The organism is Streptomyces sp. NPDC018019 (genome assembly GCF_044327805.1).
Taxonomy (GTDB): Bacteria; Actinomycetota; Actinomycetes; order Streptomycetales; family Streptomycetaceae; genus Streptomyces.
Map to the genome: position 1 here is coordinate 1 of NZ_JBIRGD010000050.1, position 25,646 is coordinate 25,646.

34 protein-coding genes and 3 pseudogenes are annotated in these 25,646 nt (G+C 71.0%); 12 read left to right on the forward strand and 25 right to left on the reverse strand.

Annotated elements, in window-relative coordinates; translation table 11 throughout:
• Window positions 1-306, forward strand: a pseudogene (locus ACH4FX_RS41245) (hypothetical protein); the annotation flags it as partial.
• Window positions 307-320: 14 nt separating this feature from the next.
• Here ACH4FX_RS41245 and ACH4FX_RS41250 read toward each other — a convergent pair.
• From ACH4FX_RS41250 to ACH4FX_RS41260, 3 genes are all read right to left on the reverse strand, one after another.
• Complete coding sequence (locus ACH4FX_RS41250) at window positions 321-752, reverse strand: hypothetical protein (protein ID WP_398486872.1); 432 nt, start codon at window positions 750-752, stop codon at window positions 321-323.
• Between the two features lie 80 nt (window positions 753-832).
• Window positions 833-1,291 carry a hypothetical protein gene (locus ACH4FX_RS41255; RefSeq protein WP_398486874.1) on the reverse strand — a complete coding sequence of 153 codons (459 nt, stop codon included), beginning with the start codon at window positions 1,289-1,291 and terminating at the stop codon, window positions 833-835.
• Between the two features lie 132 nt (window positions 1,292-1,423).
• Window positions 1,424-1,627, reverse strand: a complete 204-nt coding sequence (locus ACH4FX_RS41260; protein WP_398486876.1) for a hypothetical protein — start codon at window positions 1,625-1,627, stop codon at window positions 1,424-1,426.
• A gap of 342 nt (window positions 1,628-1,969) precedes the next feature.
• On the opposite strand from ACH4FX_RS41260, the gene ACH4FX_RS41265 reads away from it, so the two are divergent.
• Window positions 1,970-2,224, forward strand: coding sequence for a hypothetical protein (locus tag ACH4FX_RS41265; protein ID WP_398486878.1), 255 nt, complete (start codon window positions 1,970-1,972; stop codon window positions 2,222-2,224).
• Between the two features lie 314 nt (window positions 2,225-2,538).
• Here the strand turns inward: ACH4FX_RS41265 and ACH4FX_RS41270 are convergent, their stop codons facing one another.
• The 13 genes and pseudogenes from ACH4FX_RS41270 to ACH4FX_RS41330 form a co-directional block, all read right to left on the reverse strand.
• Window positions 2,539-2,997, reverse strand: coding sequence for a hypothetical protein (locus tag ACH4FX_RS41270; protein WP_398486880.1), 459 nt, complete (start codon window positions 2,995-2,997; stop codon window positions 2,539-2,541).
• Window positions 2,998-2,999: 2 nt separating this feature from the next.
• The gene (locus ACH4FX_RS41275; protein WP_398486882.1) at window positions 3,000-3,716 is read right to left on the reverse strand and encodes a hypothetical protein; all 717 of its coding nucleotides are present in this window, start codon (window positions 3,714-3,716) and stop codon (window positions 3,000-3,002) included.
• A pseudogene (locus tag ACH4FX_RS41280) lies at window positions 3,713-4,398 on the reverse strand (DUF6283 family protein). The gene ACH4FX_RS41275 and the pseudogene ACH4FX_RS41280 overlap by 4 nt, the downstream one beginning before the upstream one ends.
• Entirely contained in the window at window positions 4,395-4,724 is a 330-nt protein-coding gene (locus tag ACH4FX_RS41285; RefSeq protein WP_398486884.1) for a hypothetical protein, read from the reverse strand. Before ACH4FX_RS41285 ends, ACH4FX_RS41280 begins: the two are co-directional and overlap by 4 nt.
• Window positions 4,711-4,992 (reverse strand): hypothetical protein, encoded by a 282-nt coding sequence (locus ACH4FX_RS41290; protein ID WP_398486886.1) that lies wholly within the window; start codon window positions 4,990-4,992, stop codon window positions 4,711-4,713. The genes ACH4FX_RS41285 and ACH4FX_RS41290 overlap by 14 nt, the downstream gene beginning before the upstream one ends.
• A 184-nt stretch (window positions 4,993-5,176) precedes the next feature.
• Window positions 5,177-5,311 (reverse strand): hypothetical protein, encoded by a 135-nt coding sequence (locus ACH4FX_RS41295; protein ID WP_398486888.1) that lies wholly within the window; start codon window positions 5,309-5,311, stop codon window positions 5,177-5,179.
• A gap of 34 nt (window positions 5,312-5,345) precedes the next feature.
• A complete protein-coding gene (locus tag ACH4FX_RS41300) occupies window positions 5,346-5,522 on the reverse strand; it encodes a hypothetical protein (RefSeq protein WP_398486890.1) in 177 nt (58 codons plus the stop codon).
• Between the two features lie 877 nt (window positions 5,523-6,399).
• Window positions 6,400-6,933, reverse strand: a complete 534-nt coding sequence (locus tag ACH4FX_RS41305; RefSeq protein WP_398486892.1) for a GNAT family N-acetyltransferase — start codon at window positions 6,931-6,933, stop codon at window positions 6,400-6,402.
• Window positions 6,934-6,960: 27 nt separating this feature from the next.
• The gene (locus ACH4FX_RS41310; protein WP_398486894.1) at window positions 6,961-7,254 is read right to left on the reverse strand and encodes a hypothetical protein; all 294 of its coding nucleotides are present in this window, start codon (window positions 7,252-7,254) and stop codon (window positions 6,961-6,963) included.
• 221 nt (window positions 7,255-7,475) lie between these two features.
• Window positions 7,476-7,700, reverse strand: a complete 225-nt coding sequence (locus tag ACH4FX_RS41315) for a hypothetical protein (protein ID WP_398486896.1) — start codon at window positions 7,698-7,700, stop codon at window positions 7,476-7,478.
• On the reverse strand, window positions 7,697-8,002 hold the full coding sequence (locus ACH4FX_RS41320; RefSeq protein ID WP_398486898.1) for a hypothetical protein: 306 nt from the start codon (window positions 8,000-8,002) through the stop codon (window positions 7,697-7,699). Before ACH4FX_RS41320 ends, ACH4FX_RS41315 begins: the two co-directional genes overlap by 4 nt.
• A 286-nt stretch (window positions 8,003-8,288) precedes the next feature.
• Complete coding sequence (locus tag ACH4FX_RS41325) at window positions 8,289-8,957, reverse strand: zeta toxin family protein (RefSeq protein WP_398486899.1); 669 nt, start codon at window positions 8,955-8,957, stop codon at window positions 8,289-8,291.
• Between the two features lie 273 nt (window positions 8,958-9,230).
• Window positions 9,231-9,698 carry a hypothetical protein gene (locus tag ACH4FX_RS41330; RefSeq protein ID WP_398486901.1) on the reverse strand — a complete coding sequence of 156 codons (468 nt, stop codon included), beginning with the start codon at window positions 9,696-9,698 and terminating at the stop codon, window positions 9,231-9,233.
• A 281-nt stretch (window positions 9,699-9,979) separates the two neighbouring features.
• Here ACH4FX_RS41330 and ACH4FX_RS41335 point away from each other — a divergent pair, with 281 nt between their 5' ends.
• From ACH4FX_RS41335 to ACH4FX_RS41355, 5 genes are all read left to right on the forward strand, one after another.
• Window positions 9,980-10,480: a hypothetical protein gene (locus tag ACH4FX_RS41335; RefSeq protein ID WP_398486903.1), complete on the forward strand. Its 501-nt coding sequence runs from the start codon at window positions 9,980-9,982 to the stop codon at window positions 10,478-10,480.
• On the forward strand, window positions 10,477-10,854 hold the full coding sequence (locus tag ACH4FX_RS41340) for a hypothetical protein (RefSeq protein WP_398486905.1): 378 nt from the start codon (window positions 10,477-10,479) through the stop codon (window positions 10,852-10,854). The genes ACH4FX_RS41335 and ACH4FX_RS41340 overlap by 4 nt, the downstream gene beginning before the upstream one ends.
• A gap of 250 nt (window positions 10,855-11,104) precedes the next feature.
• Window positions 11,105-11,365, forward strand: coding sequence for a type II toxin-antitoxin system Phd/YefM family antitoxin (locus ACH4FX_RS41345; protein ID WP_398486907.1), 261 nt, complete (start codon window positions 11,105-11,107; stop codon window positions 11,363-11,365).
• A complete protein-coding gene (locus ACH4FX_RS41350; protein ID WP_398486908.1) occupies window positions 11,362-11,607 on the forward strand; it encodes a type II toxin-antitoxin system RelE/ParE family toxin in 246 nt (81 codons plus the stop codon). Before ACH4FX_RS41345 ends, ACH4FX_RS41350 begins: the two co-directional genes overlap by 4 nt.
• 77 nt (window positions 11,608-11,684) lie before the next feature.
• Window positions 11,685-12,296: a hypothetical protein gene (locus ACH4FX_RS41355; RefSeq protein ID WP_398486910.1), complete on the forward strand. Its 612-nt coding sequence runs from the start codon at window positions 11,685-11,687 to the stop codon at window positions 12,294-12,296.
• Window positions 12,297-12,309: 13 nt separating this feature from the next.
• On the opposite strand, the gene ACH4FX_RS41360 is transcribed toward ACH4FX_RS41355, so the two are convergent.
• The 5 genes from ACH4FX_RS41360 to ACH4FX_RS41380 form a co-directional block, all read right to left on the reverse strand.
• Complete coding sequence (locus ACH4FX_RS41360) at window positions 12,310-12,972, reverse strand: restriction endonuclease (RefSeq protein WP_398486912.1); 663 nt, start codon at window positions 12,970-12,972, stop codon at window positions 12,310-12,312.
• A 397-nt stretch (window positions 12,973-13,369) separates the two neighbouring features.
• Complete coding sequence (locus tag ACH4FX_RS41365; protein ID WP_398486914.1) at window positions 13,370-13,600, reverse strand: hypothetical protein; 231 nt, start codon at window positions 13,598-13,600, stop codon at window positions 13,370-13,372.
• Window positions 13,601-13,768: 168 nt separating this feature from the next.
• Window positions 13,769-13,915 (reverse strand): hypothetical protein, encoded by a 147-nt coding sequence (locus tag ACH4FX_RS41370; protein ID WP_398486916.1) that lies wholly within the window; start codon window positions 13,913-13,915, stop codon window positions 13,769-13,771.
• Window positions 13,916-13,962: 47 nt separating this feature from the next.
• Window positions 13,963-15,726 carry a hypothetical protein gene (locus ACH4FX_RS41375; protein ID WP_398486917.1) on the reverse strand — a complete coding sequence of 588 codons (1,764 nt, stop codon included), beginning with the start codon at window positions 15,724-15,726 and terminating at the stop codon, window positions 13,963-13,965.
• 640 nt (window positions 15,727-16,366) lie between these two features.
• The gene (locus ACH4FX_RS41380; protein ID WP_398486919.1) at window positions 16,367-16,876 is read right to left on the reverse strand and encodes a hypothetical protein; all 510 of its coding nucleotides are present in this window, start codon (window positions 16,874-16,876) and stop codon (window positions 16,367-16,369) included.
• Between the two features lie 54 nt (window positions 16,877-16,930).
• Here ACH4FX_RS41380 and ACH4FX_RS41385 point away from each other — a divergent pair, with 54 nt between their 5' ends.
• Both ACH4FX_RS41385 and ACH4FX_RS41390 read left to right on the forward strand, forming a co-directional pair.
• The gene (locus ACH4FX_RS41385; RefSeq protein ID WP_398486921.1) at window positions 16,931-17,143 is read left to right on the forward strand and encodes a hypothetical protein; all 213 of its coding nucleotides are present in this window, start codon (window positions 16,931-16,933) and stop codon (window positions 17,141-17,143) included.
• A gap of 116 nt (window positions 17,144-17,259) precedes the next feature.
• Window positions 17,260-17,712, forward strand: coding sequence for a hypothetical protein (locus ACH4FX_RS41390; protein WP_398486923.1), 453 nt, complete (start codon window positions 17,260-17,262; stop codon window positions 17,710-17,712).
• 150 nt (window positions 17,713-17,862) lie between these two features.
• On the opposite strand, the gene ACH4FX_RS41395 is transcribed toward ACH4FX_RS41390, so the two are convergent.
• Window positions 17,863-19,443 carry a hypothetical protein gene (locus ACH4FX_RS41395; protein WP_398486925.1) on the reverse strand — a complete coding sequence of 527 codons (1,581 nt, stop codon included), beginning with the start codon at window positions 19,441-19,443 and terminating at the stop codon, window positions 17,863-17,865.
• 864 nt (window positions 19,444-20,307) lie between these two features.
• On the opposite strand from ACH4FX_RS41395, the gene ACH4FX_RS41400 reads away from it, so the two are divergent.
• From ACH4FX_RS41400 to ACH4FX_RS41410, 3 genes are all read left to right on the forward strand, one after another.
• A complete protein-coding gene (locus tag ACH4FX_RS41400; RefSeq protein WP_398486927.1) occupies window positions 20,308-20,925 on the forward strand; it encodes a CbrC family protein in 618 nt (205 codons plus the stop codon).
• Window positions 20,926-21,394: 469 nt separating this feature from the next.
• A complete protein-coding gene (locus ACH4FX_RS41405; protein WP_398486929.1) occupies window positions 21,395-21,832 on the forward strand; it encodes a hypothetical protein in 438 nt (145 codons plus the stop codon).
• A gap of 112 nt (window positions 21,833-21,944) precedes the next feature.
• Window positions 21,945-22,373, forward strand: coding sequence for a DUF4240 domain-containing protein (locus ACH4FX_RS41410; RefSeq protein ID WP_398486930.1), 429 nt, complete (start codon window positions 21,945-21,947; stop codon window positions 22,371-22,373).
• Window positions 22,374-22,971: 598 nt separating this feature from the next.
• Here ACH4FX_RS41410 and ACH4FX_RS41415 read toward each other — a convergent pair.
• From ACH4FX_RS41415 to ACH4FX_RS41425, 3 genes and pseudogenes are all read right to left on the reverse strand, one after another.
• Window positions 22,972-23,775: pseudogene (locus ACH4FX_RS41415) on the reverse strand (transposase); the annotation flags it as partial.
• Between the two features lie 32 nt (window positions 23,776-23,807).
• Window positions 23,808-24,572 carry an SDR family oxidoreductase gene (locus ACH4FX_RS41420; protein ID WP_398486932.1) on the reverse strand — a complete coding sequence of 255 codons (765 nt, stop codon included), beginning with the start codon at window positions 24,570-24,572 and terminating at the stop codon, window positions 23,808-23,810.
• Window positions 24,573-24,957: 385 nt separating this feature from the next.
• Window positions 24,958-25,611 carry an O-methyltransferase gene (locus ACH4FX_RS41425; protein ID WP_398486934.1) on the reverse strand — a complete coding sequence of 218 codons (654 nt, stop codon included), beginning with the start codon at window positions 25,609-25,611 and terminating at the stop codon, window positions 24,958-24,960.
• Window positions 25,612-25,646 lie beyond the last annotated feature (35 nt).

Genomic DNA, 25,646 nt, shown 5'->3' on the forward strand with positions numbered 1-25,646 from the left:
AGCATCGTCAGCAGAGCCGTTCGCGACCGATACGGACGATTCGATCGTCATCTACGGTACGAGAAGCTGGAGCGGCTGCTGAAGAAACGCGGCGTCCCTCTGGAGGATGCCCCCGATGTGAACGCTCCGGCCTTCACACAACACTGGCAGCCCACTTCGCAGGTGTCCGTCCTGGTCTCCCGGGACCACGAGGCATGGGGAAATGGCCGTGTCGGAGGCGTGTACGCCATCTACTCGTCAGTGAGCGCCGAGGAAGTAGCACGGAACAGGGAACGCTACGGCCACCACCATCACCAGAGGCCCTGAGCGGAGGACCCGGCTCAGGACTCCGGAATGAATGCGGGATCGACGCCCATCGCAGCAACGCCCTCGCGCACACAACGGTCGAACTGCTCGAGCTCCGCCACGAGATCGTCCCAGGTGACCGGTGAGGTCCAGAAGTCCGGCGTGTAGGTGGAGCCGATCCGCCAGCCCCCGTCGGAACCCGTGATGCGGATCAGCCCCGGGTCCGCCTGCATCGAGTCGAGCTCAAAGTCCTCCCGGCCGGCGTCCGGGCTCCGGAGCCAGAGCGCCACGTGATACGCCAGCTCGGCCACGGGGAATGCCTCCTCGGACCACACCACCTGCCCGTCTTCCCAGATGGACAGATCTGCCTCGATGCCGAGGAGGAGCACATCCAGGGGAGCCTCCTGCGGGGTGATCCCGCGCCGCGGCAGATCCGACAGCCCGAAGTTTCGGCAGGTGAACCGCACTGCCCGGCCTCCATGAGATCTGAGGCCCTGCCCCGGGTCAGCCAAATGCGGACAACCGTACCAAGGTCACGGGACAGGCCTCAGATGTGCGTGAGGACCTGGCGAAGGGGGTGTCCCAGGGCGTCCGTGAGCGCGGCCAGTTCCTCGCCGGTCAGCCGTGCGCGGTTCGGATGGCGGGCCTCGATCCGGAAACGCGCGAACCCCATCGGCCAGTCGTAGACCAGCGCGTTGAGCGACGTCGCGACATCGCAGCAGGGCACCGTGACCAGGAGCGTCCGGAAGCCCTCGTCGTAGCACTGCGAGACGGCCTCCTCCCACCAGTCAAAGGCGAGCTGCGCACCGCACTGCGGGCAGGAGACCTTCTCCAGGTTGGCGCCGCAGTCGACCACTTCGACGCTGTCGTGCCACCGGGTGTGAAGACCGCGGCGGGCGTTGTCGGGCAACATCCGGGCCAGCACGGCCGCAGCCCGGTCTGCCGCCTGCGTACCGGGCTGCCAGTACGGATCGGTCGCAATGACCGTCAGATAAGTGTCGCTCATCGCCCGCCTCCAAAGCTCAGGCCGCCAGCCTCAGGAGGAGGGCCGGGTGCTGGCTCCATGCGATGGTCCTCACGGCCGGTCACGCCCTGACTTCTCCTACCACCTCGTAGCCCCTTGCCGTTGCCGCGCATGCTACGAAGGCGTCGTCTGCCGGTCGCCCTGCGCGGTTCCGGCACGCCCCATGCGTACGGCCGCGACGAGAACCGCCACAAGACCGGAACCCTGCGCTACGCCCTGGAAAAACCCGGACGGGATCAGGAATCCCGTTGCCAACAGCAACAAGCCGACCGCCATCAAGCTGATCTCCGGCGTCCTGGTCACAGTTCCTCGCGTCATGCCTTCACTGTAATGGTCAGGAACAATGCGTGGGCGGGCGCCCCTTATGGCGCGGCTCGCCGTAATCAAGACAAGGCCACAAGAACCGCAGGCAGCTCACTGAGCGACCACATGGCCAGAAGGACATGATCGTTCTCACCGGCATTTTCTGTACCGGAACATCACACCCGGAGAGGCCCGCGAGTTCACGGAAGATGAAGGGCCTTTCGCGGGATCCCGAGGATGGACGGTCGTGTTCTCGCGGGGTTCGGGCCCTGGATCCGGGCGAACACGCGGGGTGGGTGCCGAACGGCCCCGCCCCTGAGTGCCTTCCTTGGCAATGGGGCTGACACTGTAGGAGTCATGAGAGCAGAAGGAACGACATCAGAACCGGAAACCTCTGTGCAGAGTGGACTCACATCTCTGGGTGAGGTGGCCTGCCGTTATCAGGCGGATGAGATACGCCCGGAGGACCTGCCGATGATCGCTGCTGAGGCGCTCGCAGCCGGACTGGACACCCCGACATTGTGCGAGCTCGCCGGTTGGCCTCGCAACGCGGCTGCCCGCGATCTTCGCGACGCGTTCGAGCAAGCACTTGCCGAGTCCGCGATCGGGTAGCCGGATCAGGGCCTGGCACGGCGCCACGCTCTGCGCCGGATGGCGGTGAGACTGGTCGATGGAGAGATAACTCCCGCTGACCTGGCGACGGACGGCTGTCGCCCGGCAGCAGAAGCACCCCAGTCACAGCCGTCCGGAGCCCCTTCGGTACGTACGAGGAAGAGGGCCCGGAGCCGGAGGTGAGCCGGGGCGGGCCCGTCACGGATTGGTCCGCCCACCCCGGAGATCAGTTCGGCGGCTGACGTCTACTGCTTCGGCGCCGGCGGCCCCGTCCCGCTGGCCGTGCACGGTGGTGCGGTCCAGGGTGCGTAGCATCAGCCGCAGTTCATCCAGGTCGACGGCGTCGGCCTTAGCGGGCCCGGTTCCAGGTCCGGGGCGCTGGCCTCCTCCCCCGCGCGGTGGCGCACGATGGCCAGGCATGCCTTGACCTCCGCGTCGCTCAGCGGAGCCTCCTTGACGGCGCGCAGCGCCCGCAGGGTGCCCAGGTGGGATTCCAGCACCTTCGCCGGGTGGCCGCGGTTGCCGAGGTCGGCGAGGTAGGACACCACCGCGTTGGGCTCGTCGGTGCCCCAGTCGTAGACGGCGCACCACTGGGTGAAGCCGCGCCAGCGTGACGACCGGGCGTCCCGGGAGTTCTTCGGCACGGAGTCGGCCAGCCGGCGGGCGGCCGCGGCGGTCAGCCGCGCGCCGGTGGCGGTGCGCACGTCCGGCTCGGCACGGCGGCGGACAGCCGGGGCAGCCCCGACGGCGGCGGGCACGAGGGCGGTCGGCATTCTCACGGCTCCTGGTGCGGGGTCGGGCGAGGGCGGGCGGTGCCGGGCACGGTGCAGACGTGCCAGCGGTCCCAGTGCCGCCGGGTGTACGGGGCCAGCTCGTCGCCGGCCAGCGCGGCGGCGAGGGCCGCGCGCAGCCGCTCGGGCCACGGCCGGGCGCCCTGCCCGTCGGTGAGCAGGGCCTCCAGCAGCGGGGCGAACAGCACCTCGTGGGTATAGGGGGCGTTGCCGTCGCACGCCAGCAGGGCCAGCGGCGGCAGATCGGCGGGCCGCAGCGCGGCCAGGGCTGCGCGGAAGCGGCGGCTGGTGCCGGAGCAGGTGTAAGCGACCAGCACCGGCGCGCGCAGCGGCTGTTTCACGGCGGCCAGTTCGGTATCGAGGAAACCGTCCGGCGCAGCGCCGTCGAACCAGCGGGAGTCGAAGCTGTGCCCGTCGGCGAAGAGCACGTCGGCGTCGGCCGCGAGCACGTCGGGCACCTCCTTTTTGGTCATCTGCGCCGGGGGCCGGTCGCCGAGCAGGTCGGTGCCGTCCAGCGCGGCCAGGCGTCCGGCGGCCTGGTCGGCACACGCGGCGAAGCGCGGCTGACGCTCCAGCGCTACCACCGCGACCCGGGTGCGGCCCGGGCGGCGGGGTGCGGGCAGCGGCCGGACGCTCATGTGCGGGGCGGGCCGGGCCGTACCCGGCAACGCGGCGCGGCGGGGGCGGGTCTGGGTGCTCATCGTGGGTCCTCCGTCGGCTGGCCACCGCAGAGCGGTACGCAGTCCGGGTCCGGGGCCGGGCCGGTCAGGGCCGGGTCGTCGGGGGCGACGCCGTTGGCGACGGCCATGGCGGCATAGGAGTCGTACAGCGCCATCCCGGCGGGCAGGTCGGGGCGGGCCAGGGTGCCGTCGGCGAGCTGCTGCTGGATGCGGGGGTGGTGCTGGGCGCCGCGCAGCAGCCACCCGGCGCAGATCTGGGGTTGTTCGGGGCGGCTGGCGTGGCAGCCGAAGTGCCGGTCGGCCCGGGTAGGGAGGTTTGGGCCGAGTGCCGGAAGGCCTGGGCCGGGAACTGGCCGGGCGGGGCGTCGCGGCGCCACGGGCACGGCTCGGGCCCGCCGCACGGCCGCGCCCTTACGGTGGGCGGCCCGGCGGAGGTCTCGGACGTCGTCACCACTTGCCACTCGGCGTCGGCGGGGCGCCGGGCGATCACCCGGGCCCGGCGGCCCGGGGTGTCCGCCGACGCGCGGTCGGCGGCCGAAGGCTGCGGTGCGGGGGCCCGGCCGGCGGTGAGCTCCGCGTTCAGCTGGGCCAGCACCTGCGGGAGCGACAGGCCGCGTTCGGCGGCGAGTTCGGCCAGCCGGGCCCGCACCCGGCGGTCGTGCGCACGGTCCCCGCTGGTGGGCAGGGCGTCGGCGGCGCTCACCGGGCACCCCCGTCCGGGCTGCCGGGGCGGGCAGCGGCGTGGACCTGGCGCTGCCAGCGGCGAAAGGCGCGCGGCGAGACCAGCGCCTCCCCCCTAAACCGGGCCGCCGACTCCACGCCGGAGCCGACGGTGAAGGCGAGCCCGGCCACCGCGGCGGCGGCCAGGCGCAGCGCGGCGGGCCCGTCGGCGGGCACCAGCAGCAACGCGGTCACGGCCAGGGTGAACACAGCCGCGCTGAGCGCGGTGTGGCGCCAGGGCGGGGAGCCCAGCGCCCACCAGCACCGCAGGCGCTCCACCGGGCCGGGTCGGTCTTCAGCTCGGGTCATGCGGGCCTCCGGCGCTGTCGTGTGGTGCGGTCGCCGCCGCGGCGCCGTCGGCGGCCCGGCAGGCGGGGCACCAGCGCTGTCCGGGCTCGGTCAGGTCGGCGGATACCTTGCGCAGCCCTCCGGGCAGGCCGGTCCCCGGCTCCCCGCAGACAAGTGCGTGGTGGTCGCAGTCGCCGTCGCAGCCGGCGGGATCGGCCGGCCGGTGCCACACAATCTCCACGGGGCCCAGAGCGCCGGCCGGGCGGACGCGTTCCGCGGTCGCAAGCACGATCACTTCTCCTCGGGGCTGGAGGGGCCAGGGACACCAGCGGGTGCCGGCGCGACCGGCCGGTCGACGCGGGTGGCGGGCAGCCGGGCGGTGCCGGTGAAGGCGCACGGTGGGGCCCACGGGGCGGGCTCGTCCCTCCGTGCGGGCGCTGCGCGGCACGGCTGGGCCGGCCGGGGCGCCGCGGTCATCGGGTGGCCCCGGTCCGTCCGTGCGGTGCGGGGCGCGGCAGGGTGCGGGTGCCGTCGCTGGTCAGGCCGTAGCGGGCGGTCAGGCGCGCAGGGAGGATCAGGGCGTACAGGGGGTGGCCGACGGCGGTCATCGTGATGGCCGGCTCAGGGGCGGGGCGAGGGCGCTCACGGCTGCTGCCCGTGCTCGCCGGGCGCCTGCCAGATGACGGTCACCGGCGGCGGGCCGCCAGCGGGCCGGGCCGGGCGGTCACTGGCCGCGTCCGCGTCGCTGAACAGCGCGGCGCCCTGCGCCGCCGCGCCCTGGCCCTGCTCGCCGTGCTGCGGCGGGATCTGCCCCGTCATCCGCTCCCCCTGCTCCCCGGGGTTCCCCCGGCATGTCGTTGCGCACGCAGTATTCCGATCGCGCGCCGGTTGTTGAATCGCTGAACCGGTTCTGATTCCGGCCAAGCGCAGGGTATCCGCGGTCCCCGCACACGCGGGGTTCCGCACATGAAAGGCCGGAGCCGACCCGGCTCCGGTGCTCCCCCCGCGGGGCGGAGTGGTACGGCCTTTTCGGATTTCCGATACCTGGGTATCTGCTGCGTCAGGTAGCCAAGACCGCCCGGACTTCAGCCGCTCCTGCCGCGTACGCCGCTGCCCGGCCCTGCGGGGCAAGCTCCCCAGCCGAGGCCAGGGCCTGCGTGGCGAGCCAGGCGGTGCTGCGCGCGGCGAGCAGGTGCTCGGCGGCACGGTGACGCACCTGTTGGGCGGCGGTGTCAGCGGCCTGCTCGGCGGCTTGGGCCGTGGGTGCAGGTGACGGCGGCGCCCCTGCGCGGCCCGGGCGTGCTCGGCTTCCGCCTGGGCCTGCGGCCCGCGGCCGAGCGTCCACGTCCACCGGGCGGACACAACCGACCACGACCGCGGCGACCGCCTGCCGCAGCAGCACCTCAGTCTCGTCCCGGTCCCGGCACACCCCGCACACCCCGCCCATCTCCGGCCCCACACCGCTGGCACGACCGGGCCCGGCGAGCCTGCTCGACGGCCTCAGACTCAGTGCGGGCCCGCCGGGCGGTCGCTGCACGGTCGCCCTTCTGACGCGTTCCAGCGTGGTGTGCCTGCGCTAGCCGGTACCCGCACCGGCATCTCGTCCCACGTCCGCCCCTGCAGCTCGCGGCCGGATGCCTTCGGCCTAGAGGTGCTGCTATGCCCGGTCGGTGTCGCCGCCGCCTGTGGAACCGATTCATGTCTCGAACTCGGTCAGGTCGATGGTGTGAACGCGCAGCGGACGGCCGTTGATCGGATGTGCCGTCTTGAGTTCCAGCTCCATGCCGAGCTTGCGCACGATGTTCTCGGAGGCCTGATCACCCTCCTGGCTGATGCTGATGACACGGTCGAGGCCACGGTCCTGGAGCGCGAACTCCAGCGTGGCGTGCGCAGCTTCGGACGCGTACCCCTGGCCCCAGAACTGCGGCCCGAGCCGCCAGCTGATCGCCACGGCGGGCAGCACCTGCGGCAGGAACTCGGGCACGGACAGACCCGTACAGCCGGCCAGCTCCCCCGAGGCCAGCAGCTCAACGGCGAAGAGCCCGAAGCCCTCCTCGTCCCACTCCTCCTCCCAGCGCTCGATGGCCTCAGCCGTGTCGTCCAGGTCGTGCGCCGAGCCGTCGTCGATCCAGCGCATGACCCGCGGGTCCGCGTTGATGTCCGCCATGGGCGCGAGGTCGTCATCGTGCCACCGACGGAGCAGAAGGCGGGGGGTGCGGATCTCGATCATGGCAGCATCCTGCCGAAGTCCAGCACCTCACCGGTAATCGGCGCTCCCCCGTACCACCGCCGGCCGGCATGCGGGCACGCCCGTGCGAGCCGCCACCCCGGGAGATTCCGGCTCGTCGAATGCGCAGGTCAGTGGCGTGCCTGAGGCGGTGTCCCAGGGGCGTGGTGCGATCATGTCGGAGGAGTGCCGGTCGAAGGTGAGGACCAGGGGGCGGCGCAGGCGCCAGGCCAGGGCGGCGTTGACGGTGTCGGCCAGGCCGGGGGCGTGGCCTTCGTAGGTGGTCATCAGGGCTTCGGCTTCGGCGAGCAGGTCGCCGTCCACGTCGGCGATCTGTGCGCGGCCGAGGCGGGCCAGGGCGGCCAGGTGGCGTACGGCACCGAGGGCGGCCCGCTCGCAGGTGCGGCCTGGCCTTCGGTGACGGCCCGGGCCCGGCGGTCAGGATGCGGGCGGCTCAGAAGTCCGGCCAGTCATCCGAGATCACGATGCGGGCGACATAGATGGTGGAGCCGTCCGCGCCCGGCTCGGTATCGCCGACGTAGTACTCAGCGATACCGATGTCCCGGGCCAGTGGTGCCGAGTACCAGCCCGGCCGGCCCGGGACGGGGCTGGGCCAGGGGCGGTACGGGTGTGGCGCGCAGTTCGGCCAGCAGGTTGGCTACCGCCGAGAACACGCTCGCCGACACGGCCGGGCCCAGCAGCGGCAGCACGGCGGGCGAGAGCCGGATACGGTCCTCGCCGTCCTCCTCTCCGGGGGGCGGCAGTCTCATCGCTCACCGGTGCTCGCCTCGCGGTCGGCGGCGGCCTGGCGCAGCGCGGCGCCGGCCGCGCGCCCGGGGGCGGTGCCGGCCTCGACGGCCGTACGGACATCGTCCGGCAGCGGATCGGCGTACAGGCGGGCCCGCAGCCACCAGCGGCGCAGCACGCCCAGCAGCTCGGTCTCATCAGCCTCGCCCATCTCCCGGTAAAACTCCATACGGTCGGCCGGCGGCAGGGCCGCAGCCACCGCGTTCTGGGTACGGGGCAGCGGCGGCGGCCCGCCGTCGCCGTGGTGTACCGGCTGTGCGCTCATGAACTTATCCTTCCGACGGTGTCGAGTCTGCCGTCCGGTGGCCGGGTTGCGCGAGCGGGGATGCAGGAAGCGGAGAGTTCACACGAGCCGAGGCTGACGGTGGCCGCTCCGTTTTCACGGGAAACGCCCCGCTGGTCATCGGCGCGCACCTCCGTCCGGGTGGGGCTTCGCTCGCCGCGACATCCGTGCTGTGGGCGGGGCGTTGTGCGGATGTGAGCACTTGTACATGCGACTTCGGCTTCATCGCGGGGCCGGCAATGCTGGCCGCCGGCTTCCTTCGCCGCGTTCAGGCGCGGGCCGGCGGGAGGAAACGCCGAGGCGCCGACAGGACCGTCAGTGATGTGCTGGGCATCCTGTCCTGCCAGCTGCAGGGCGACGGTCCGGTCTTGTTCGAGTTCGCGCATTGGGCCGAGGAATGGAGTGTCCCTGTGGCCCGCCTGCGGGAGGCGGTGGCGAGCTGGCGGCGGAAACGTCCCGTCTCCCGGGCGTCCCACGGCCGCCGACGCTCCTCGAGCACTGCCTGCGCCGCGCCGGCCGGGCGGCGCGAGCGCCCCGTGGTGCCGTCGAGTGCGTTGTCGTACACCATCTCCAGCGCCGCCTCGTCGGCACGCCGTACGACGAAGACCCGGTCCGCCAGGTGCCTGGCTTCCACCTGCCGGAGGGTGGCGACCAGGGCGACCGCGCATGCGTCGTGATTGGTCCAGGAGACGTACCGGGCCCGGCCCTGCCGGGCCAGACGCAGGTACCGGTCCAGGATGCCGAGCTGGCTGACCGCCTCGGGCACAGCCAGCACCACGGTCTCGATGCGGTGGCCCGCCCGCCGGTAGGCGCCCAGCTGCTCCACGAAGGCCTGCGGGTCGGCTAACGGCGCTTCCAGCACCGCATCATGGTGGCCGGCCCGCACCCGCGCCTCCACCTTGGCCTGCCACCGGTAGGTCTCCGGCCGTACCCGCACGCCGGCGGTCCGTACGTCCTCGGCGAGGAAGGCAGCGTAGTGGGGTGCAGGTCCTTGTAGGCGTCGCGGTCCACCCGTATTGCGCCGCCCCGCCGTTCCAGTGCGGCGTGCCGTCGTTTGCTTGGCTGCTGGCCTGGGTTGGGAGATGCGCAGCCCGCAGATGCACTGCAAAGGGTCATGGTCGCCACCCTTCCCTAGGTGTATGGAAATTCATACAGTTCTCATCGCCACCCACCCGTATTGGAAGCCATACAGTCAGGGGTCCCTGCCGTGTTATCCACCCTCGTCACCGCTGGCCTCGCCGTCGTCGCCACCCTGCAGGGCGCACTCGTCTCGGGGCGCTTCCAGGAGCGGGCCGCCGAACGCTCGGTCCTCGTCAGCCATGGGGAGGCAATCCGCCGTGACCGTCTGGAGTCCGTCACCGCGCTGGCCTACGCCGCCAGCAACCACCGCACAGCGATGTGGAAGCGCGGAGACGCCGTCCTCAAGCGCGCCGGCACCGAACGGATCGAGGCTCTGCGTGACGAGAGCCACCGGACCCGCCGCGAGATCACCCGCCCGCTGGTCGCGCTGCGCATCCTCATCGAGGACCCGGCCGTGCGCGCCGCCGCCGACCACATGATCACGCTGAGCCACGCGATCCGCGGCAGCATCCCCAATGCCGATGACCTCACTGCCGCGCGCCGGGCCGCGCTGGCCGAAGAACTCACCACAGCGCGCCAGGTCGCGCTGGCCGCCCACGACCGGTTCGTGGACGCCGCCGCCCGCTACCTCGCCCAGAACGCCTGGCCCGCCCTGACCTCCCCGCGCCAGATCGTGATTCCCATGGAACAGCAGTCGAAGGCCGGCGCCCGCATCAGCAACGCCGAAACATCAGCCGAGCGGGCCGGCAACAGCGTCGGCGACGAAAACGTGGCCATCTCGCCCCGGCCGCGGCCGCCGCACTCAACCTGCCTGCCGACGCCGTCCGGCCTGGCGCCGCCGACCACGACGGCCTCCTCCAGACGCTCGAGGCCGCTAGCGTGCACGAGGCGTTCGCCGCCGTCTTCGATGCCGCCGCCGACCGCGTCATGCAGGCCGCCGACGACCCGTACGACTTCGACTACCTGGGCCAGGAGCCGGCCGGCCCCATCTGCTACGACCTGCGCCCGGAGCTGCGGTGCCTCACTGCCCGGGACGCCGCCGTGCGTAGGACGGTCATGCGCACCGACGGAATCCGCCCGCTTGTGCACGCCATGGCCGCCACCGTGGACATCTACCTCGCCGGGCCGCGGCAGGACGAGCCGCTGACTGTGGCGGTCGGCTGCGCCAGTGGCCGTCACCGCTCTGCGACCGTGACGTCCGCGCTCGCCACCGTCCTGTCCGGCGACACCACTGCCGTTACGGCCTACCTGGTCGGCGACCTGGCCAAGCGGTGTGCGGGACGCGGCCTGACCGTCGGCCTCCGCCACCGCGATCTCGACAAGGACGTCGTCGAACGCCACACGCCCGCCCCGCACCCCCCTCAGGAGGAAGCCCGGTGACCACCGGACCCGAGCACACCAGCCCCGGCCTGGACCTCACGATCCCGCTCACCGCCACCGACGCCCAGGCACTGGGCGACGACGCTCAACTGCTCGCCGCGCGGCTCGGCGAGGTGCTGCACGGCGTCGCCCTGCTGCGCACCGGCGGGGCGGACACCGACGATCTGACAACGGTCATCAAGGCCACTACGGACTTGCTGGAGACGGTGAAAGGCGTCCGGAACGCCGCCGTGCGCCAGCACGCCGCCCAGGGCGGCTCATACGGTGCGCTGGGCCGCTCCATGGGGGTCAGCCGGGCCACGGCGCAATCCCGCCGCGACCCCCTGCTGAAAAAGGACCCGAGCGCGATGGAGCAGTGGGCCACCGGCGGATGATTCCCGTCCGGCGGCGCCGCAGCTGGCCGACGACAGGTCGCTGCCGGGCGGCGCTGCCCGTGCAACGCGGCCCGCCGCCCGGCAGCACCCGGGCTCGCGCTCCCGGCCCACCGGTCTCTCCCGCCACATCCGGTGCCCCGCCGCCGCTCGCGTCGTGTCCGTTCGGCCGCTGACGTGAACCCCGTGCAGCCGATGAAGCGTTCTGCGCGGTTCGACCGCGAGAAGTGCACACTTCCATAAGGTGGTGTGCATGTCGGAGACGACCTACTCGATCGTGGAAGCCCGCGCCCGGCTGGGTGCCATCGCTCGCCAGGTCAGCGCCACCCGCGAGCCCGCCGCCATCACCGATCACGGCCAGACCATCGCCGTACTGGTCAGCCCCGCCGACGCCCTGCAACTGCAGGAGATGCGGGCCCTGGCCGCCCACCGCGCCCGCCAGGCCCGCGGCGAGCACGCCGGCGTCCCGCACGACGAGGCGTACCGCCGCGTCTTCGGCGGCACCGAGGCGTGAGCTACGAGGTCATCTCGGAGCCCGAGGCTCTCGCCCAGGCGGAGCGGTTCGCCCAGGACGACCCGCAGGGTGTCCGGCAGGTCTTCACCGCCGTCGACCACCTCGCCGGCGACCCGAGGCCCGAGGGCGCGTTCGGCAGCACCGACGTGCTGCGCATCCATGTGGGGGTCTACCGGGTGCTGTACGAGATCAGCGACCGCCAGGTCCGCGTCAGCGTCATCCACCTCGGCCGCCTGCGCTGACGCCTCGAACAGGCAACTGCGCAGTGAACGGGACTGGCTGAGGTTGGCGTAAGAGGCCTGAGGAGGGGAGCCGCTCCATGGGGGCAGTGGTGTTGTGCGCAGTGTTCTGGGCGGGCGCGACCGCGGCGGTGATGCGGTGCGTCAAACAGTGGCGCAGTGGTCTCGACCAGGTGTGGTCGTCGAAGTGGAAGGCGCTGGCGGGGACCTTGATCGTGGCGGTCTTCCCGGTGATGGCGACGGCCCGGCTGGTGTCGCCCGGTGTGCGGTTCCTCCTCGAAGATCTCGCCTGGGCACTGGTTCTGGGCTCGGCCGGCTCCATGGCAGCCGGATGGGTGGCGGCGCGCCGCAGTGATGCCCAGGCGCGGGCGGTGCGCAGGGGGCTCGGGCTGGCTGTCGAGCGGAGGCTGTGGAGCCCGTGGGTCCTGGTGGGCTTGTGGAGCGCCACAGGGATTCCCTTCACGGCCGCCGTGGCAGTCATCACCATCGAGTACATCGAGGCACGCTCCGAGCCGCTTGCCGACGGTACCTGGGCAGAGGCGGACACGATCGCCTGGCTGTCGATCCTGACGATCGTCGCCTGCGTTGCCATCGGCGCGCTGCACGGCCTCCTCCAGCACCGGCGCCGTGTCCGGGAACAGCGGCGCGTACGTCACGCCGACCGTCAGTACCTCACCACCGACCCCGGTTGATGGTTGCCGCCTCTCACTGTGCGGGCGGGCGCCTGGTGCCGCCGCCGCTGCCGTTCAGCGGGAGCAGGGTCTCCAGGTGGGCGCCCTTGACCCAGGAGCCCAGCAGGTCGCGGTGCAGGGCCACGATGTCCTGGCGCACCGCCAGGCCGAGGGCGGCCTTGGTGAAGGTGCGGCAGGTGGTGACGTACAGGGCGACGTCCGCGCCGTGTTCGGGGCGGGCGGTGCCGACGAACTTCTGCATGTCCTGTGAGGACACGCTGCGGTGCGGCGCGTACTTCTTGCACTGGATGACCAGCTTGCGGCCGTCGGCCAGGTAGCCGATGACATCCGCGCCCAGGTCGCCGCTCTTGCCGCTGACAATGACCTTCGTGCAGCCGTCCCGACGGCACAGATCCGCGACGTATGCCTCGAACTCCTGCCAGGACAGCGCGTCGACCTCCGTCATCGACAGCTCGCGCGCCTTGGCTTCCTCCTGCTCCCGCCACTGCCGGTCCGCGCCGACCGCGCGCCGGTGCGCGCGCAGGAGCAACCAGCCGGACCCACCCGCAACGGAAACGGCGAGCACGGTCACCAGGATCGGCCACACTGCCGCCCAGTTCCCTGCCAGCCACACCACGGCGATGACCGCCGCCGCAGTCCCCCCTCCCTGTAGCTGCCTGCGGGTGCGCTTCCTCATACGCCGGCGCCGTCGTCGTGCCGCCATCACTCCCCCACTCCCCACGCTCGTGACCGCAGTGTGAAAGCCCTGCTCGACCCCGGCAAGAGGGCCCGGGCCACCCCGGGTGCGGTCATCGGGTCTCGAACCGGATCGGGTACGTGACCGCCGGCTTCGGTGCGGGCTTCGGGTCGTCCCAGCTCCAGCAGCGCAGCGGCCTGGGATGCCTCGGTGCGGTGGCGGCGCTGAGCACGACCACCCGACCGGCGAACCGGATCACGCGGGCCGGCCCGCTGCGGGTGGTGGCCTGCCCCCGGGCGGGCGGCCGGATGCTTCAGCCGCGCCCAGACCAGGTCAACCGGGGAAGGACGGCCCGCAGGCCCCCGGTGGCAGAGGCCCCCTTTTCCTGCACGCTGCGTCAGCGGCGGGTGACGGCATAGCCCGCATCGTTGATGGCGCGGGTCCACATGTCGCGGTCGAACCACTTGCTGATGTCGGGCTGCATCTCGGTGATGGCGCGCATCCGGGCCTGCCAGTCGTGGCCGGCCGGACCGCACCAGCGCATCGTGGGCGCGCCGGCATGACCGCTGCACTGCTTCACCAGGATGGACCGGGAACGACACGGGGCGACCAGGCCTCGCTCGGTCATCACACGACTGACACGCTGCCGAGTCTGAACGGCTACGACATCCCGTCGTGCGACCGTACCGGTGCGCTCCTTCGGCTTCTCCTTCCCGAGCGGCGCCGTTCTTCTTTGCTGATACCCAGTCAGCGGCCAGGGCCCGGCGGGCGAGGCCCACGCCGCTCAGCTCGACGCTCATGCGATCGCCGCCCCGGTGCCGTCGTCGCCCAGCGGACGCGCGGCGAGATCGGGCGGCCGCTCCGTCCACGGCGCGGCCGCAGCCATCTCGGTCCGGGTGGCGGCCTGCTCGCGCAGCTGCTCCAGCGCTGCGGGGCCATCCACCGTGAAGTACGCGGCGCGTACCGGGCGGTGCGTTGGCCGTCGGCCCGCTACAGGACCCGGGTGACCCACTGGAGGTTGGTCGGCTCCGGCGGGAACTGGGGTGGCGTGACGCGGAAGTGTGCCGTGGTGCCCCCGGGAGCGACGTACTGGGCCGCGCCGGTGTAGCTGTAGCGGGAATCGGGTCCGTCCCCGATGGCCAGCGGGGTGATCAGGGCCGGTACGCCGAGGCAGTTGACGTAGTCGATGAAGACCGTGGTACCCGTACCTCCGGGCTGGCTCCAGCTCGTCCCGCACGGCGGCGCGGCAGCGCGGCGCCCTTCTCCTTCCGGGCGGGAAGAACCCGGCGGCGGCCCGATCCACGCTCCGGGGCCGGCGGATGAGGCGGCGAGCAGACGCGACGAAGGAGAGGCGGCGGCCGCGGTGGGGGTCCAGCAGTGCGTCACCGTTTGCAGTGTGGTGTTCTCCGGCGGGAAGTAGGAGGGGTCGATCACCCACGAGGTCACCCAGCCCGGCGCGATGGTGCGGCACACCCGCCCGAATGTGTAACGGGAGTCAGGCGAACCGGCAGCGCCTGTGGCGTACGGGGCCATCGTCTGTGGGCTGCTGGAGCAGTTGACGTACTGCATGAAGACCGTGGTGTACGGCCCGCCGGGCTGCTGCCAGTGCACGCCGCAGTCCGGAGCAGCGCCGCCGTCGACGGGGCTGCCTTGGGCCGTGGCACGCGCACCGGCCGGCGCCGGGGCCCGGCCCGGTACGCATTCGGTGTGCGGGGCGTCGCGCAGCAGCGCGCACGCCATCAGCCATGCCTGGCCGGGCTTGGCATAGCGGTTCTCCAGCCCCTGCCGTAAGTCGACCCACTGCAGGCGGGTGTCAGTGATCGCGGCCCGTACTGCCTGGTCGAAGTTCCGACCGGTCTGTCCCCGGTACGTACTCGGCTCGGAGGTCTGCCCGGTCCTGGGGTCGATCTTCCCGCCGTCCTTGTTCAGACCCGTGTCCTCGCCGTTGAGCGGCGCGCCGTGGCGTACGTGTCCCTGGCAGCGGTTCGGGTGGTCGGGGTCCAGGTAGTAACAGCCGGTGGTCAGGTCGCGGGGCACGGAGGCGGGGGACGGCTCGGGAGCCAGGAAGTTGAACAGCTGGGCGGGCCGGGGCATGTTCAGGCCGGGCGGGTTGGCGGTCCCGAGGGGGAGGTTCGGCGCGGGGGCATCGGCCCAGTTGGAGTGGGAGTAGAAGTCCTGCACCGCGTGCAGCAGACGGCCCCAGTTGTACAGGACGGCGCGCTTGGCCCGGTCGAACTCTGGTCCCGTCTTGAGCCGGTTGTTGACATCGAGCAGGTCCGCGGCGGAGTCGATGGCGCTGGTGAACCCCTGCCGGGCGTGCCGCACGCAGGCCAGCAGCGCGCTGGTCGCCTGGTCGCGGGTCAGCGGATAGGCACGGCCACCGTTGTGGGACGGATCGAGGTAGTCCGCATTATCGCAGTGGGCCTCGGGGCCGTCCGCGCCGCCCGGCTTGACGAGGTTGTCCGGCCAGCCGACCGCACCCCAGAAGTCGGGGTTGTCCACAGGACCGCCACCGCCCGCGAGAACGGTCAGCGAACGGGGGTCGAAGCAGTAGTCGCGGCCCGTACCGCTCTGCGGGCAGCCCAGCGCGGCACGCGTGATGCTGGAGTGCTCGCGCCCGGGCACCGTTCCGAACGCCTCGGCGGAGGGGGCCACCGACAACAGGGCCAGGACGGCCCCGGCGAACACGCCGAGCACCGCGACCAGACCAGTCCCGCGAGCGGGTGAACGAGGAGGCCGTCTCCTGCGAGCCATGCGCATCATTCCTCCAGCGGTGGACCGTGCCGTCCAGGACGTCGTACAAGAGAACGAGCACCGAGTGAGGACGGCCGCGTACCGGGCGTGTGGAGCCGGATACGTGGCTCGGCCGCACGGTGGTGGGCGGCGGTGGCGGGTTGAGTGTGGCGCGGACACGCTAAAGGCGCCGTGCCCCCGGCACCAGCGTTCCGCCACGACAGACGTGCGGCGCACGCCGGTTTCGGACAGGCCGTAGCCGTTGCCCCGACTCGCCCTCACCCCTCGCGGCGGGCCTGCGCCTCATCGCCGCCCCTTTCTCCCCCGGCCTCCACTTCGACGCCCACCTGCGCGAACCCGGCCTGACGGCACCACAGCTGTGGGACCACCTCGCGCTGCCCGCACCCGCTCCGCCCTCCGCCGCTGGAAGAGGAAGTGAGACCGCGCCGTCATCCCGAGTGGCTCGGAGGGTCCCGCTGGCCGATATGTGTTGGCCGATTGGGCACAAGGCCGGGAGACTCAAGCTGTGGTCATGGGGATCTCTGGCTGGTCGATGGCGTTTGTAGCGGTGCCCGCAGTCGGGTGAGGGCGCCTTGCCCTGCGAGGGGTCGTAGGAGGTACCGGGGCCGTGGCACGTGATGGTGGTGCCGTCACCCATGTCTCAGGCGACGGACGCGACCTCGGCCGTGGTGGTGTCCGTCACCCCGCCGGCCGCCGTGGCGCTGGCCGTGTCCGGCCCGTACGTCGTCGTCTGGCGTACCCACATCCACACGGGTATGCCCACGACGTACTGCCCGGTCGCCCGCGGGCTGGCCACATCCGGGCCCACCAGCTTCGTGGAGTCGACCGCCTGCCGGGCCACTTGCTCCGGGTCGATGGCCGGTGCGGCCGGGGCGCCGTCGCCGTTGCCGACGAATACGACACCGACGCGCCCGCTCACTGGACAGTTGACCTGGTAGAGCGCGCCGTCCTTGGCCGTCTTGCCCTCCCAAGCAAGGTGCTCCGCCGGCGGCTGCGGGCTGGGCTTGGTATAGGTGCAGGGCGGAGCCGAACCGCCCCCGCCGGCAGAGCCGCCATCGCCGATGTTTGCGGCGGGCGCTCCGTCCGTGCCCGAGCTGCCGCCCGAACCGGCCGGGCCGCCGCCGTCCGATGCACAGACCGTGACGTCCATGTCGGCGCCTTCGCAGACGCCGCCGGGACGTCAGCCCAGGCGGCCGGGGCCAGCATGCCCACCACTCGACGCGGTCGGCCCCGGCTGCCGAGGCCTCCGCCCAGAACAGCAGCCCCCCGCACTGTCCTCGAGCGCTTCGAGGCCGCCTGGGGCAAGGGCGCCCACTCCGCCCCCTCGGTCCTGCGCACCTACGAGGCCGCCGCCCGCCGGCTGCTCGATGCCGGTTGGGACGAGCCCCGCATCCGCCAGACCGTCGACACGCTGTAGAACGCTCCGCCCCTTCGGCCGTGAGGCCCGGCCCACGCCGGGCCTTTCGCATCCGGGCGGCTCTATGTCCCGGTGCGTCGGCGCCACCAACCAGGTGATGGCGCAGTTAGCAGCGTATGAGCGATCACACACAGGCCTTGAAAGCCTTCTTCACGGAGGAGCTCGGCACGCTGTCGGAGCCGTCCGCGCGTCGGTTGGAGGCGAAGATGCGCTGGATCCACGCCGAGCGGCCCGATCTGAACGTGCCGGAGATCCTCGCCATCACCCAAGGGGTGATGGAGGGGGAGGTGGCCGAGGCTCGGGTCCGGCTGGCCTGTGCCGAGGCGAAGAGCGCGCGTACGACGGCCTTGCTGGAAGAGCAGGAGATCAGGCTTGCGTCGATGTGGCGCATTGGAGCCTGTGTGCCGGTGTTGCAGCGCATCGACCGGCAGTATCCGGGGCGCGCGACGGTCGCGGAGATGCTGCGGGCTGCGGGGGTGTGCTGGGCGGATCTGGGGCTGAGCGAGGAGGATGGGGCGCTGGTGCAGCGGCTGGTGAAGGAGTCGGCCGCCGAGGAGGAGGACCCTTGATCCGCGATATCCGTGCGCTGCAACTGACGGTGTACGACGTCGCCGGCCGGCTGCGGTCGCTGTGCCCGACCCCCTGACGTTCTGTCGACCTGGTGGTGGCGGGCGCCGGGGGCAGCGGCGGGCGCGTTCCCGCTGTTCCAGTGCGGGTTCTCACGCCACGTCGAGGGCGACGACAACTGCGAGCAGCGCACAGATCGCGGCAAGTGAGTTGATCTCCGGCGTCCAGGGGCCGTACAGCCCGAAGCAGACTAGCCCGGTAAGGGCGCCGAGCCCGAGGAGGATGAACAGCGGCGCCGCCAGCCTGGATAGCAGGGAGAAGCTCCGTGCGGGGGCGCGGCGCAGCCCGGATGGCCGCTCGGAGGTGCCATGCAGCACATACTGGGCGATCCGGCGCAGGTTGGGCGCTTCAAGGGCCGCGCCGTGACCTCCAGGGTGGTAGTAGACCTCGGTCTTGACCGTGAGGTCGTCGTCGAAGCCGACCACCCCGCCGGTGCCGATATCGCGCATACCGAACCCCCGCAGCCCGGCGCAGAGGACCGCGACGGGGATGTCGCGTACGGCGCGCTCGTTTCTGATCTGGGCCACCTGGCCCTGGTCGACGCGCTTGGTCCAGTCGTAAGACGGCGGCAGGACACTCCCGGCCAGCAGCACCCGGTGGAACCGCATGCCCGGGATACGGCTGAGGCTATGACCGAGGAGGTAGGTACCGTTGCTGTGGCCGACGAAGTGGAACGTCGCCTTGGGGTTCTTGGCGAGGTGTTCGGCGTACACGTCCCCCAGCCAGCCGACGTACTTGCGGCGGGTCACCGGGAGGATGAACTTGCGTGCCGAGAACCGGCCGTATGTGGCGCCCACCACCTCGGCGCCGGGATCTTCCGCCTTGAGCAGCTCCTTCAGGTCGTTCACCCAGGTCGTGTTGCCTGCGCGAATGCCGTGCAGCAGGATCACGATCTGTTTCTCCGGCGTGCCGATCTCCGGAACGGCCGCCGGGCTGCGGGGAATAATGAACGCGTTCGCGATGAGCTTGAAGCGGGCGTCCGGGTCCTGCGCGATGTCCAGCCGCAGGAGGTTGTTGTGGTCGGCGTCGGCCAGGAACTCCTGCCAGCCCGTGGGGAACAGATGAATGTCGCTGCTGTCGTCGCTGGTGACGAGGTTGTCTCTGGTCCCGATGTACTGCACGACGAGCGGCGGGTGGTCCTGCGTGTTGATCTCGCGGATCCAGGTGATCCGCAGGTTGGTGATGAAGTCCGACCCGCGCAGCAGATCGTGCACCAGCCACCGTCTGAGCACGGGCAGGAGCCGCGCGCACCAGGCCATCGGGGGCAGCCACCACGCCCTGTGCCAGGACACGTCGACACCCCGGTTGAGGCTCGCAAACAGCACGATGCGATCGACTTTCCCTGCCCACGGGCGACGCTCGTGTGCTCCGTTCACCCCCAGAGCGTTCAGGTATGCCTGCCGCAGGACAAGACCACCGAGGCTGTGGGCAACCAGGACCACCTCGTCGTAGCCGCCGGCGGCGACCCAGTGCTCGTGGATCCGGGCGCCGGCGGTCGCTGCCAGCTTCGTGACGGAGCCGTTCTTGTAGCCGAGACCGTCGTGCGGCACGACGACCCAGTCGCAGTCCGGTTTTCCGTAGCCGTCGAGCTCCGTTAGCCGCCGCCTCAGCGTGTCCCACGCCGCTGTCCTGCCCGTAATGGCCGGTACGAAGATGACAAGTCGCCGCGCCACAGTCCCCCTCCCCGCGCCCGACGGCGTCGCCCGCGGGTTGCTTCGCCGACCAGCGTGGCATCCGGGGAGACACTGCGGCGGCACTTCGCCGAACAAACCCGGCCGACGGTGTGGTGCGTGCAGAATGGCCACGCAGGCGGAGGGCTCCCCGCGTAAAGAGGCTGACGGGGATGGATCGGGTGTCGCTCGGCGGCGGGCTTCTTATGGGCCGGACGGCTCGGGTATGGCTGCGGCCGTCCCGGGTGCTTCCGGAGCATCTGCGGCGATCAGCCGGCTGTTCTCGATCATCAGCCGCTGGTTGACGTCGCGCAGTGCCTGCATGGCGGTCGCTGCTTGGCGGCCGGCTGCGAGTGCTGCGTCTCGTTGTTGGCGCAGTGCCTCCATTTCCGTGTCGCGCATAGAGCGGGCGTTGCGGCCGTCGCGGAGGCGGGCGCCCAGGTGGTGGGCGCGTAGCGTGCGTAGCCCGTTCTGGACTTCGTGAAGGTCCGTTGCAGGGCGGGGGTTCTGTCCCAGGAGCATGCGGTTCTCGACCTCAGGGCTGCCTTCTTGCGGGCGATCGCAGCTGCCGCCAGGGCAGAGCCCACCCCCGGTGGCCGGATCCTGACGACTTGCTGGGGAGCCACCCCTTCCCCTGTGCGCACATGGGTGTGCGCCATCGCCGTCGGGCAAGTTCAGTTCGGTGTCACTTTGACAGGTTCGAAGCGCAGCGTGGAGCAGTGGTGAGCGAGCCTTTTCCGATGCGGCTCGTGCTCCCGTGCGTGGCGACATGCACATAACATGGCCTTTCGTGACAGAATAGCTTTCGGATTTTCCGTACCCCCCTGATCCGCTGGCCACCGGGTCGGTTATCGCTTCCGATGGCGTGTGCATCAGGTGCAACCGGGGGGCCGGGGCTATCTCTACACCGGTCCGATCTACACCGCGGCGGATGTCGACGACGGGGTGTGCCCATGGTGCATCGCCGACGGCAGCGCCGCCCGGCAATACGACGCACAATTCACCGGCGGGCCCAGCGACGACATACTGGACGCCATCTGGGAGGCGCTCTCGACGCGGACTCCGGGCTACAGCAGTTGGCAGGGCGACGGTGACTGGTTGGTCCACTGCGGCGACGGCGCCGCCTTCCTGGGGCCGGTCGGCGCCCGGGAGCTGGCCGGCTACCCCGACGCCGTCGAGGCCCTGCGTCAGGAGACGGCCGACTGGGGCGAGAGCGCCGATGATGTCGAACGCTACCTCACCGCTCTGGACAAGGACGGCTGGGCCACCGCCTACCTCTTCCGCTGCCGTATTGCTCGGTGCACCTCGCGTACTCCGACTTCGCCTGAGCGTGGCGTGCAACCTGGTGTCGGACGATCGATCGGCCCCGGCTGCACCGAGGCTGAAGAGGACACCGACGCACGGCAGATGGCGTCCGCCGGGAGAGCACCGGACAGTGGCAGGGCAGCGGTTCGGGGCCGAGTCGCCAGACGACTTCGCCCCTGAATCCCTGGTCACGGCAGGGCGGTGAGGAGGGCTGGGCCGACACCGAGCCAGCGGCCGACGCGATGGCCGGCTCGGAGCGGGAACGGCCGCTCATGGACCAGGCGGTGTCGATGAGCCGGCGCAGGCCGTCCCGCTCGGTCACGGGGGCACGCACGCCGCCTCGGATGCCGGCTTCGACGGGCCGCAGCGGGTAAGCGTCGATGGCGATCCGGCCCCATGTGTGCTTTCAGGTGTCGGTTGCCGATCCAGAACCAGTCGGAGGCGTCCGGCGGCGAGCGCGGTGTGGTCGATCCGGGCCCAGGGGTGTCCGCCGGCGGTCCAGGCCTACCAGGCCCTGGGCTCCCGCCTCGGACACCGACCGCAAGATACGAGGTAGTAGCCCAGGGCCGCCATGGGTCGATTTTCCGTATGAGTACGATGTGCCGAATAAGGCGGGGCGTGTGATTTCTTACGGGGAGGCGTCGGCCTGATGAAGATCGTGGCGCGGGTGGCCATCGGGGTTTCGGCGGCGATCGTCGTGCTGATGCTGGCCGGCGTGGCCTACCTCTCCCTGTTCGTCGGGTGGGGACCGGGGAGGGCGGAGCGGGGCGACGTCGTCGGTACCTGGACAGGGCCTCGCGGCGCGCAGGTGATGCTGCGCGAGGACGGGTCCGCGACCGCGACGAAGGTGCCTGGCGGCTACAGTGGCTACAACCCGCCCCACGCCTTCAGCGGTGAAGGTACGTGGATGCTGCGGAAGCCGGGCAACTCCCTTGCTGATCAGGAGATCCGGGTCGAGGTCGGCACCGGGCCGGGGCGGCGCGTGACAATCGAGCTGGTGGTCGACGGCCGAGGGGCACGGGACGGTATCCACGTACCGGTGTCCGCGGATTCGGCGCTGGGCATCGACTTCCGGAAGGCTTCCTGACGCCGATCGGCCCAGGGCTCCCCCGGACTCTTCGTCGCGCACGCGGTGTCGCCTTGCTCGTTCCCGTCGGCCCGACGCCAAGCTGTCAGACCCCTGCGGCATGCTCGATGGGGTGAACGAAGATACCTTTTGGAAGCTCATCGAGGATCGCAGGCCCGCAGGGCCGGACCCCGACTCCGAGCGACTGGCAGCCGCACTGACCGAGCACCTGGCTCAGTCCCCGGTGTCCGTGGTCACCGGCTTCGCCGAGCAGTTGTCCTGGGCCCTTTACCGCCTGGACCGCAAAGAACTCGGCCAGGGCCTTTCCGGTGACGTCTTCCTCTACGCACGCTGCGCAGTCGTCGCCGCCGGCCGGGAGGTCTTCGAGGGTGTACTCCAGGACCCGGGTGCCTTCGCCCCGTTCGCCGCCGGCCTCATCTGGGCCGAAAGTCTGCTCTACACACCAGATCACGCCTACGAACGCGTCACCGGCGAAGAATGGGACCGCAACACCCGCTACTCCTACGAGTCGTACTCGAACACCGGGGGCTGGGCTGCCTGAGAGGCCGTGTAACGTCGGCAGCGTCCTGTGACGCCTTCAGCCACTGTTCGACCGGTCTGCTCGAGGCGGTGTCACCAAGCCCATGTCGCTGGCGACCTCTCCTGAGCGGCAGCAATCTCCTCGGCGGTTGAGCCGGTCAGGTCGGTGTCGGTGTCGGTGTCGGTGTCCGAGTCCAACCGGGAAAGCAGATCAGCCAGTGCCTGCTTCTGGGCGGGGTGCGTCACTGGCACCGAGTCCACATCCGTGCTCGCCAGCCAGTCGAAACCTCTGGAGCGCGGGCTTGGTAGACCTGGCCGCGCTCGAGGTGGCGGGCGCGCCGGGGGATTACTGCCAGGGCCAGCGGGCGTCGCGGCCCGCTTCCAGCAGCGGCACCATTCGGAAGGCGTGGCAGACCCAGCTCAACCGGGCCAACAGCGCCGTCGTGCGAGGCAGCGCCTGGTGGTCCCCGCGCCCGCGGGGGTGGTCCCGGGCGGTCAGCAGGCTCAAGCAGGCCCGGGCGGTGGCCACTCGCTATGACAAACGTCGCTACGTCTACCTCGGTACCGCCACCGTCGCGGCCTTGACCATCTGTTCCGCATCTGATGGGTCTGGGGAAGTTCTAAGCGCGTATCCAGAAGTTCTGTCGGAAACTGGGCGGGAACCAGGGGCTGGTCCAGGGGCGGCGGTGGTCAGGAGCTGGCCGGGTGTGCGGGGGCGGAAGAAGGCGTGGGCTTGTCGTCGGCGGCCGGGTCAGGAGGCGGCGGTGTTGGCGATGAGCACCTTCAGCGTCGCCCAGATGCGTTCCACCGGGTTGTCGTGCGGGCTGTAGCGGGCTTCGTACCACAGGTGCGCGCCGGGGTGGGCGGCGATGAAGTCGTGTACCGCGTGGGCGTGGTGGATCTGGTCGTTGTCGCAGAGCACCACGGTCGCCGGCGCGCTGGGGAAGGCGGCGATCGGCTGCTGGAGCAGGAGTGAGGAAGTCGGCCGCACTGCGGCGGCCGAGCCGGTATACCCAGGTACCGGTGGTGACCTCCAGCGCGCCCAGCACGGTGAGCTGCCGGGCCCTGCCCGGCGTGGGGATCCGAGGCCGCCAGCCGTACAGCGTCCAGGTGGAGCGGAGGTGCGGCAGCAGGTGCAGGTGCGTCTCGTCGGCGGCCTCCTCAAGGGCGTCCACGGCCTCCTTGCCGATACGCATCCTGGCGGCGTCATGGTGGGCGCGGGCGGTGGTGGAGTTCATGCTGACCAGGGACAAGCCCGTCTTCCCCCGGTGGGCGGCCTCGGCGATCAGGCCTTCCAGCAGCGCGGTGAAGACGGTGGCGTCCCTCCGGACCCGGAAGCGGCCGTAGACCGTCGGCCAAGGGCCGCATTCGCCGGGCATCTCCCGCTACTGGGCGCCGGTGCGGGACCGCCGGATCACCCCCTCGGCTGTTGGTGCGTTGGTCTCGTTGAGCGTTGCTACAGGTTGACGCCGCCGGTGACGTCGATCTTGGCGCCGGTGATCCAGCGAGCGTCGTCGGAGGCCAGGAAGGCGACCGCGTCGGCGATATCCGGGACTTGGCCGATCCGGCCGAGGGCAGTCAGGCTGAGGTTGCGCTCCAGGTTCGCCGGGTCGGCGAGCACTCCAGCGGTCATGTCGGTGTGGGTGAAGCCGACTGCGACGGAATTGACGGTGATCCCGCGGGGGCCGAGGTGCTTGGCCAGGGTGTGGCTGAACACTTCGAGTGCGCCCTTGGTGAGCGGATAGCCGATGCCATGGGATGAGGCGATACGGGTGGAGACGGATGAGATGTTGATGATCCGGCCACCGTCGCGCAGCCGTGGCAGCAGCCGCTGGGTGAGGAAGAACGGTACCTTGACGTTGACCGCGACCATCTGGTCGAACTCCTCAGGGGTGAGGACCTCGATCGGCCGCCCCATGAAGTTGAGCCCCGCGTTGTGGACCAGGATGTCGATCGCCGATTCCCCGTGTGCGCGCAGTCCGGCCTCCAGCCCGGCCATGAGCGTGTCCACGTCGTCGGGAACGCCCAGTTCGGCGCCCACGACAAACGCCCGGCCTCCGGCCTCGGCGATGGTCGCAGCGGCCTCCTTGGCCGCCGCTTCGTGACTGCCGTAGTGCACGGCGACCAGAGCGCCATCCCGGGCCAGGCGTTCGGCGATGCCTCGCCCGATGCCCCGGCTGCTGCCGGTGACCAGTGCGACCTTTCCACTGAGGTTTCCCATGTTCACTCCTTGATCGTGTTCTGCGGAGTTCTCCCGTCCAACTGACGGGCGTGCACGTCCCAGTAGGCCGGACCCCGCTGAGCCTGGCGAGGGCAACGGCGTCGTACGCCCGGCAGCCTCACCCGACGAGGGCCGGTATTCCGGTCCCGCCTCTTGCCGACCGTGAGTTCAGCGCAACTGAAGGTTCCTCGGCGCGCACCCGAGGTCCGTTTCGCCCAAGAGCAAGGCCCGGCCCGTGGGTTCGCCTCAACCCGAGGTCGCATTCGACCGTGGTTCCCAGAAGCCGGCGGGCCGAGTCGGCGTAGCGGATCGTGGTCTCCGGGTCGAGTCCGCATACGACGGCCGGGTGCAGGGGATTCGATTACTAGCGGCGTTGTCTTAACGGTCAGGAGCTTCCCGGTGATGCGTCCACTTTGACGCCGAGTTCGGTGCCGCCGTGAAGCGGCAGGGTTACCGACAGAAAACCGTTGGCCGGATCGCGGATGTAGTCAAGGAAGTCGGGTTCGGCATTGTCGTTCATGACATAGCCTCCGACGCGTAGTTGAGGCGCGATGAGTTCGATGACTTGCCGGGCGAGTGAGGGGTCGTTTCCGAGCCAGCCGTCGATCAGCGCGAAGTCGACCGGACCGCCGAGATCGCGCAATGTGGTGTGGGCGTCACCTTCGCGGATGTCGACGTAGTCGGAGAGCCCGGCGGCGGCGAGGTTGCGCTTGGCGGTGGCGACCTTGGCGGGCACGATCTCCGATCCGATGACCGTGCCGCCCCCGTTGTCGCGCACGGCGGCGGCGAAGTAGAGCGTCGACATGCCGACCGAAGTTGCGAACTCCACGATCCGCGTGGCGCGCAGGCCGCGGCACAACAGATAGATCAAGTCGCCCTGTTTAGGGAGGATCGAGAAGCCGTACTCGCTGTAGTCGTGCGGATCCCGCTCGAGCCGGGCGCGTGGGTCGTTGGGCGGAAACTGTTGCGCCGACGCAAGCCTGTCGATCACGGTGTTCACCCCGGAGTCGCAGAGGGGGCGGTGGGTGTTCTCGGGCATGATCGGATCTCCTTTCTACGCATGGGTGTGCCAAG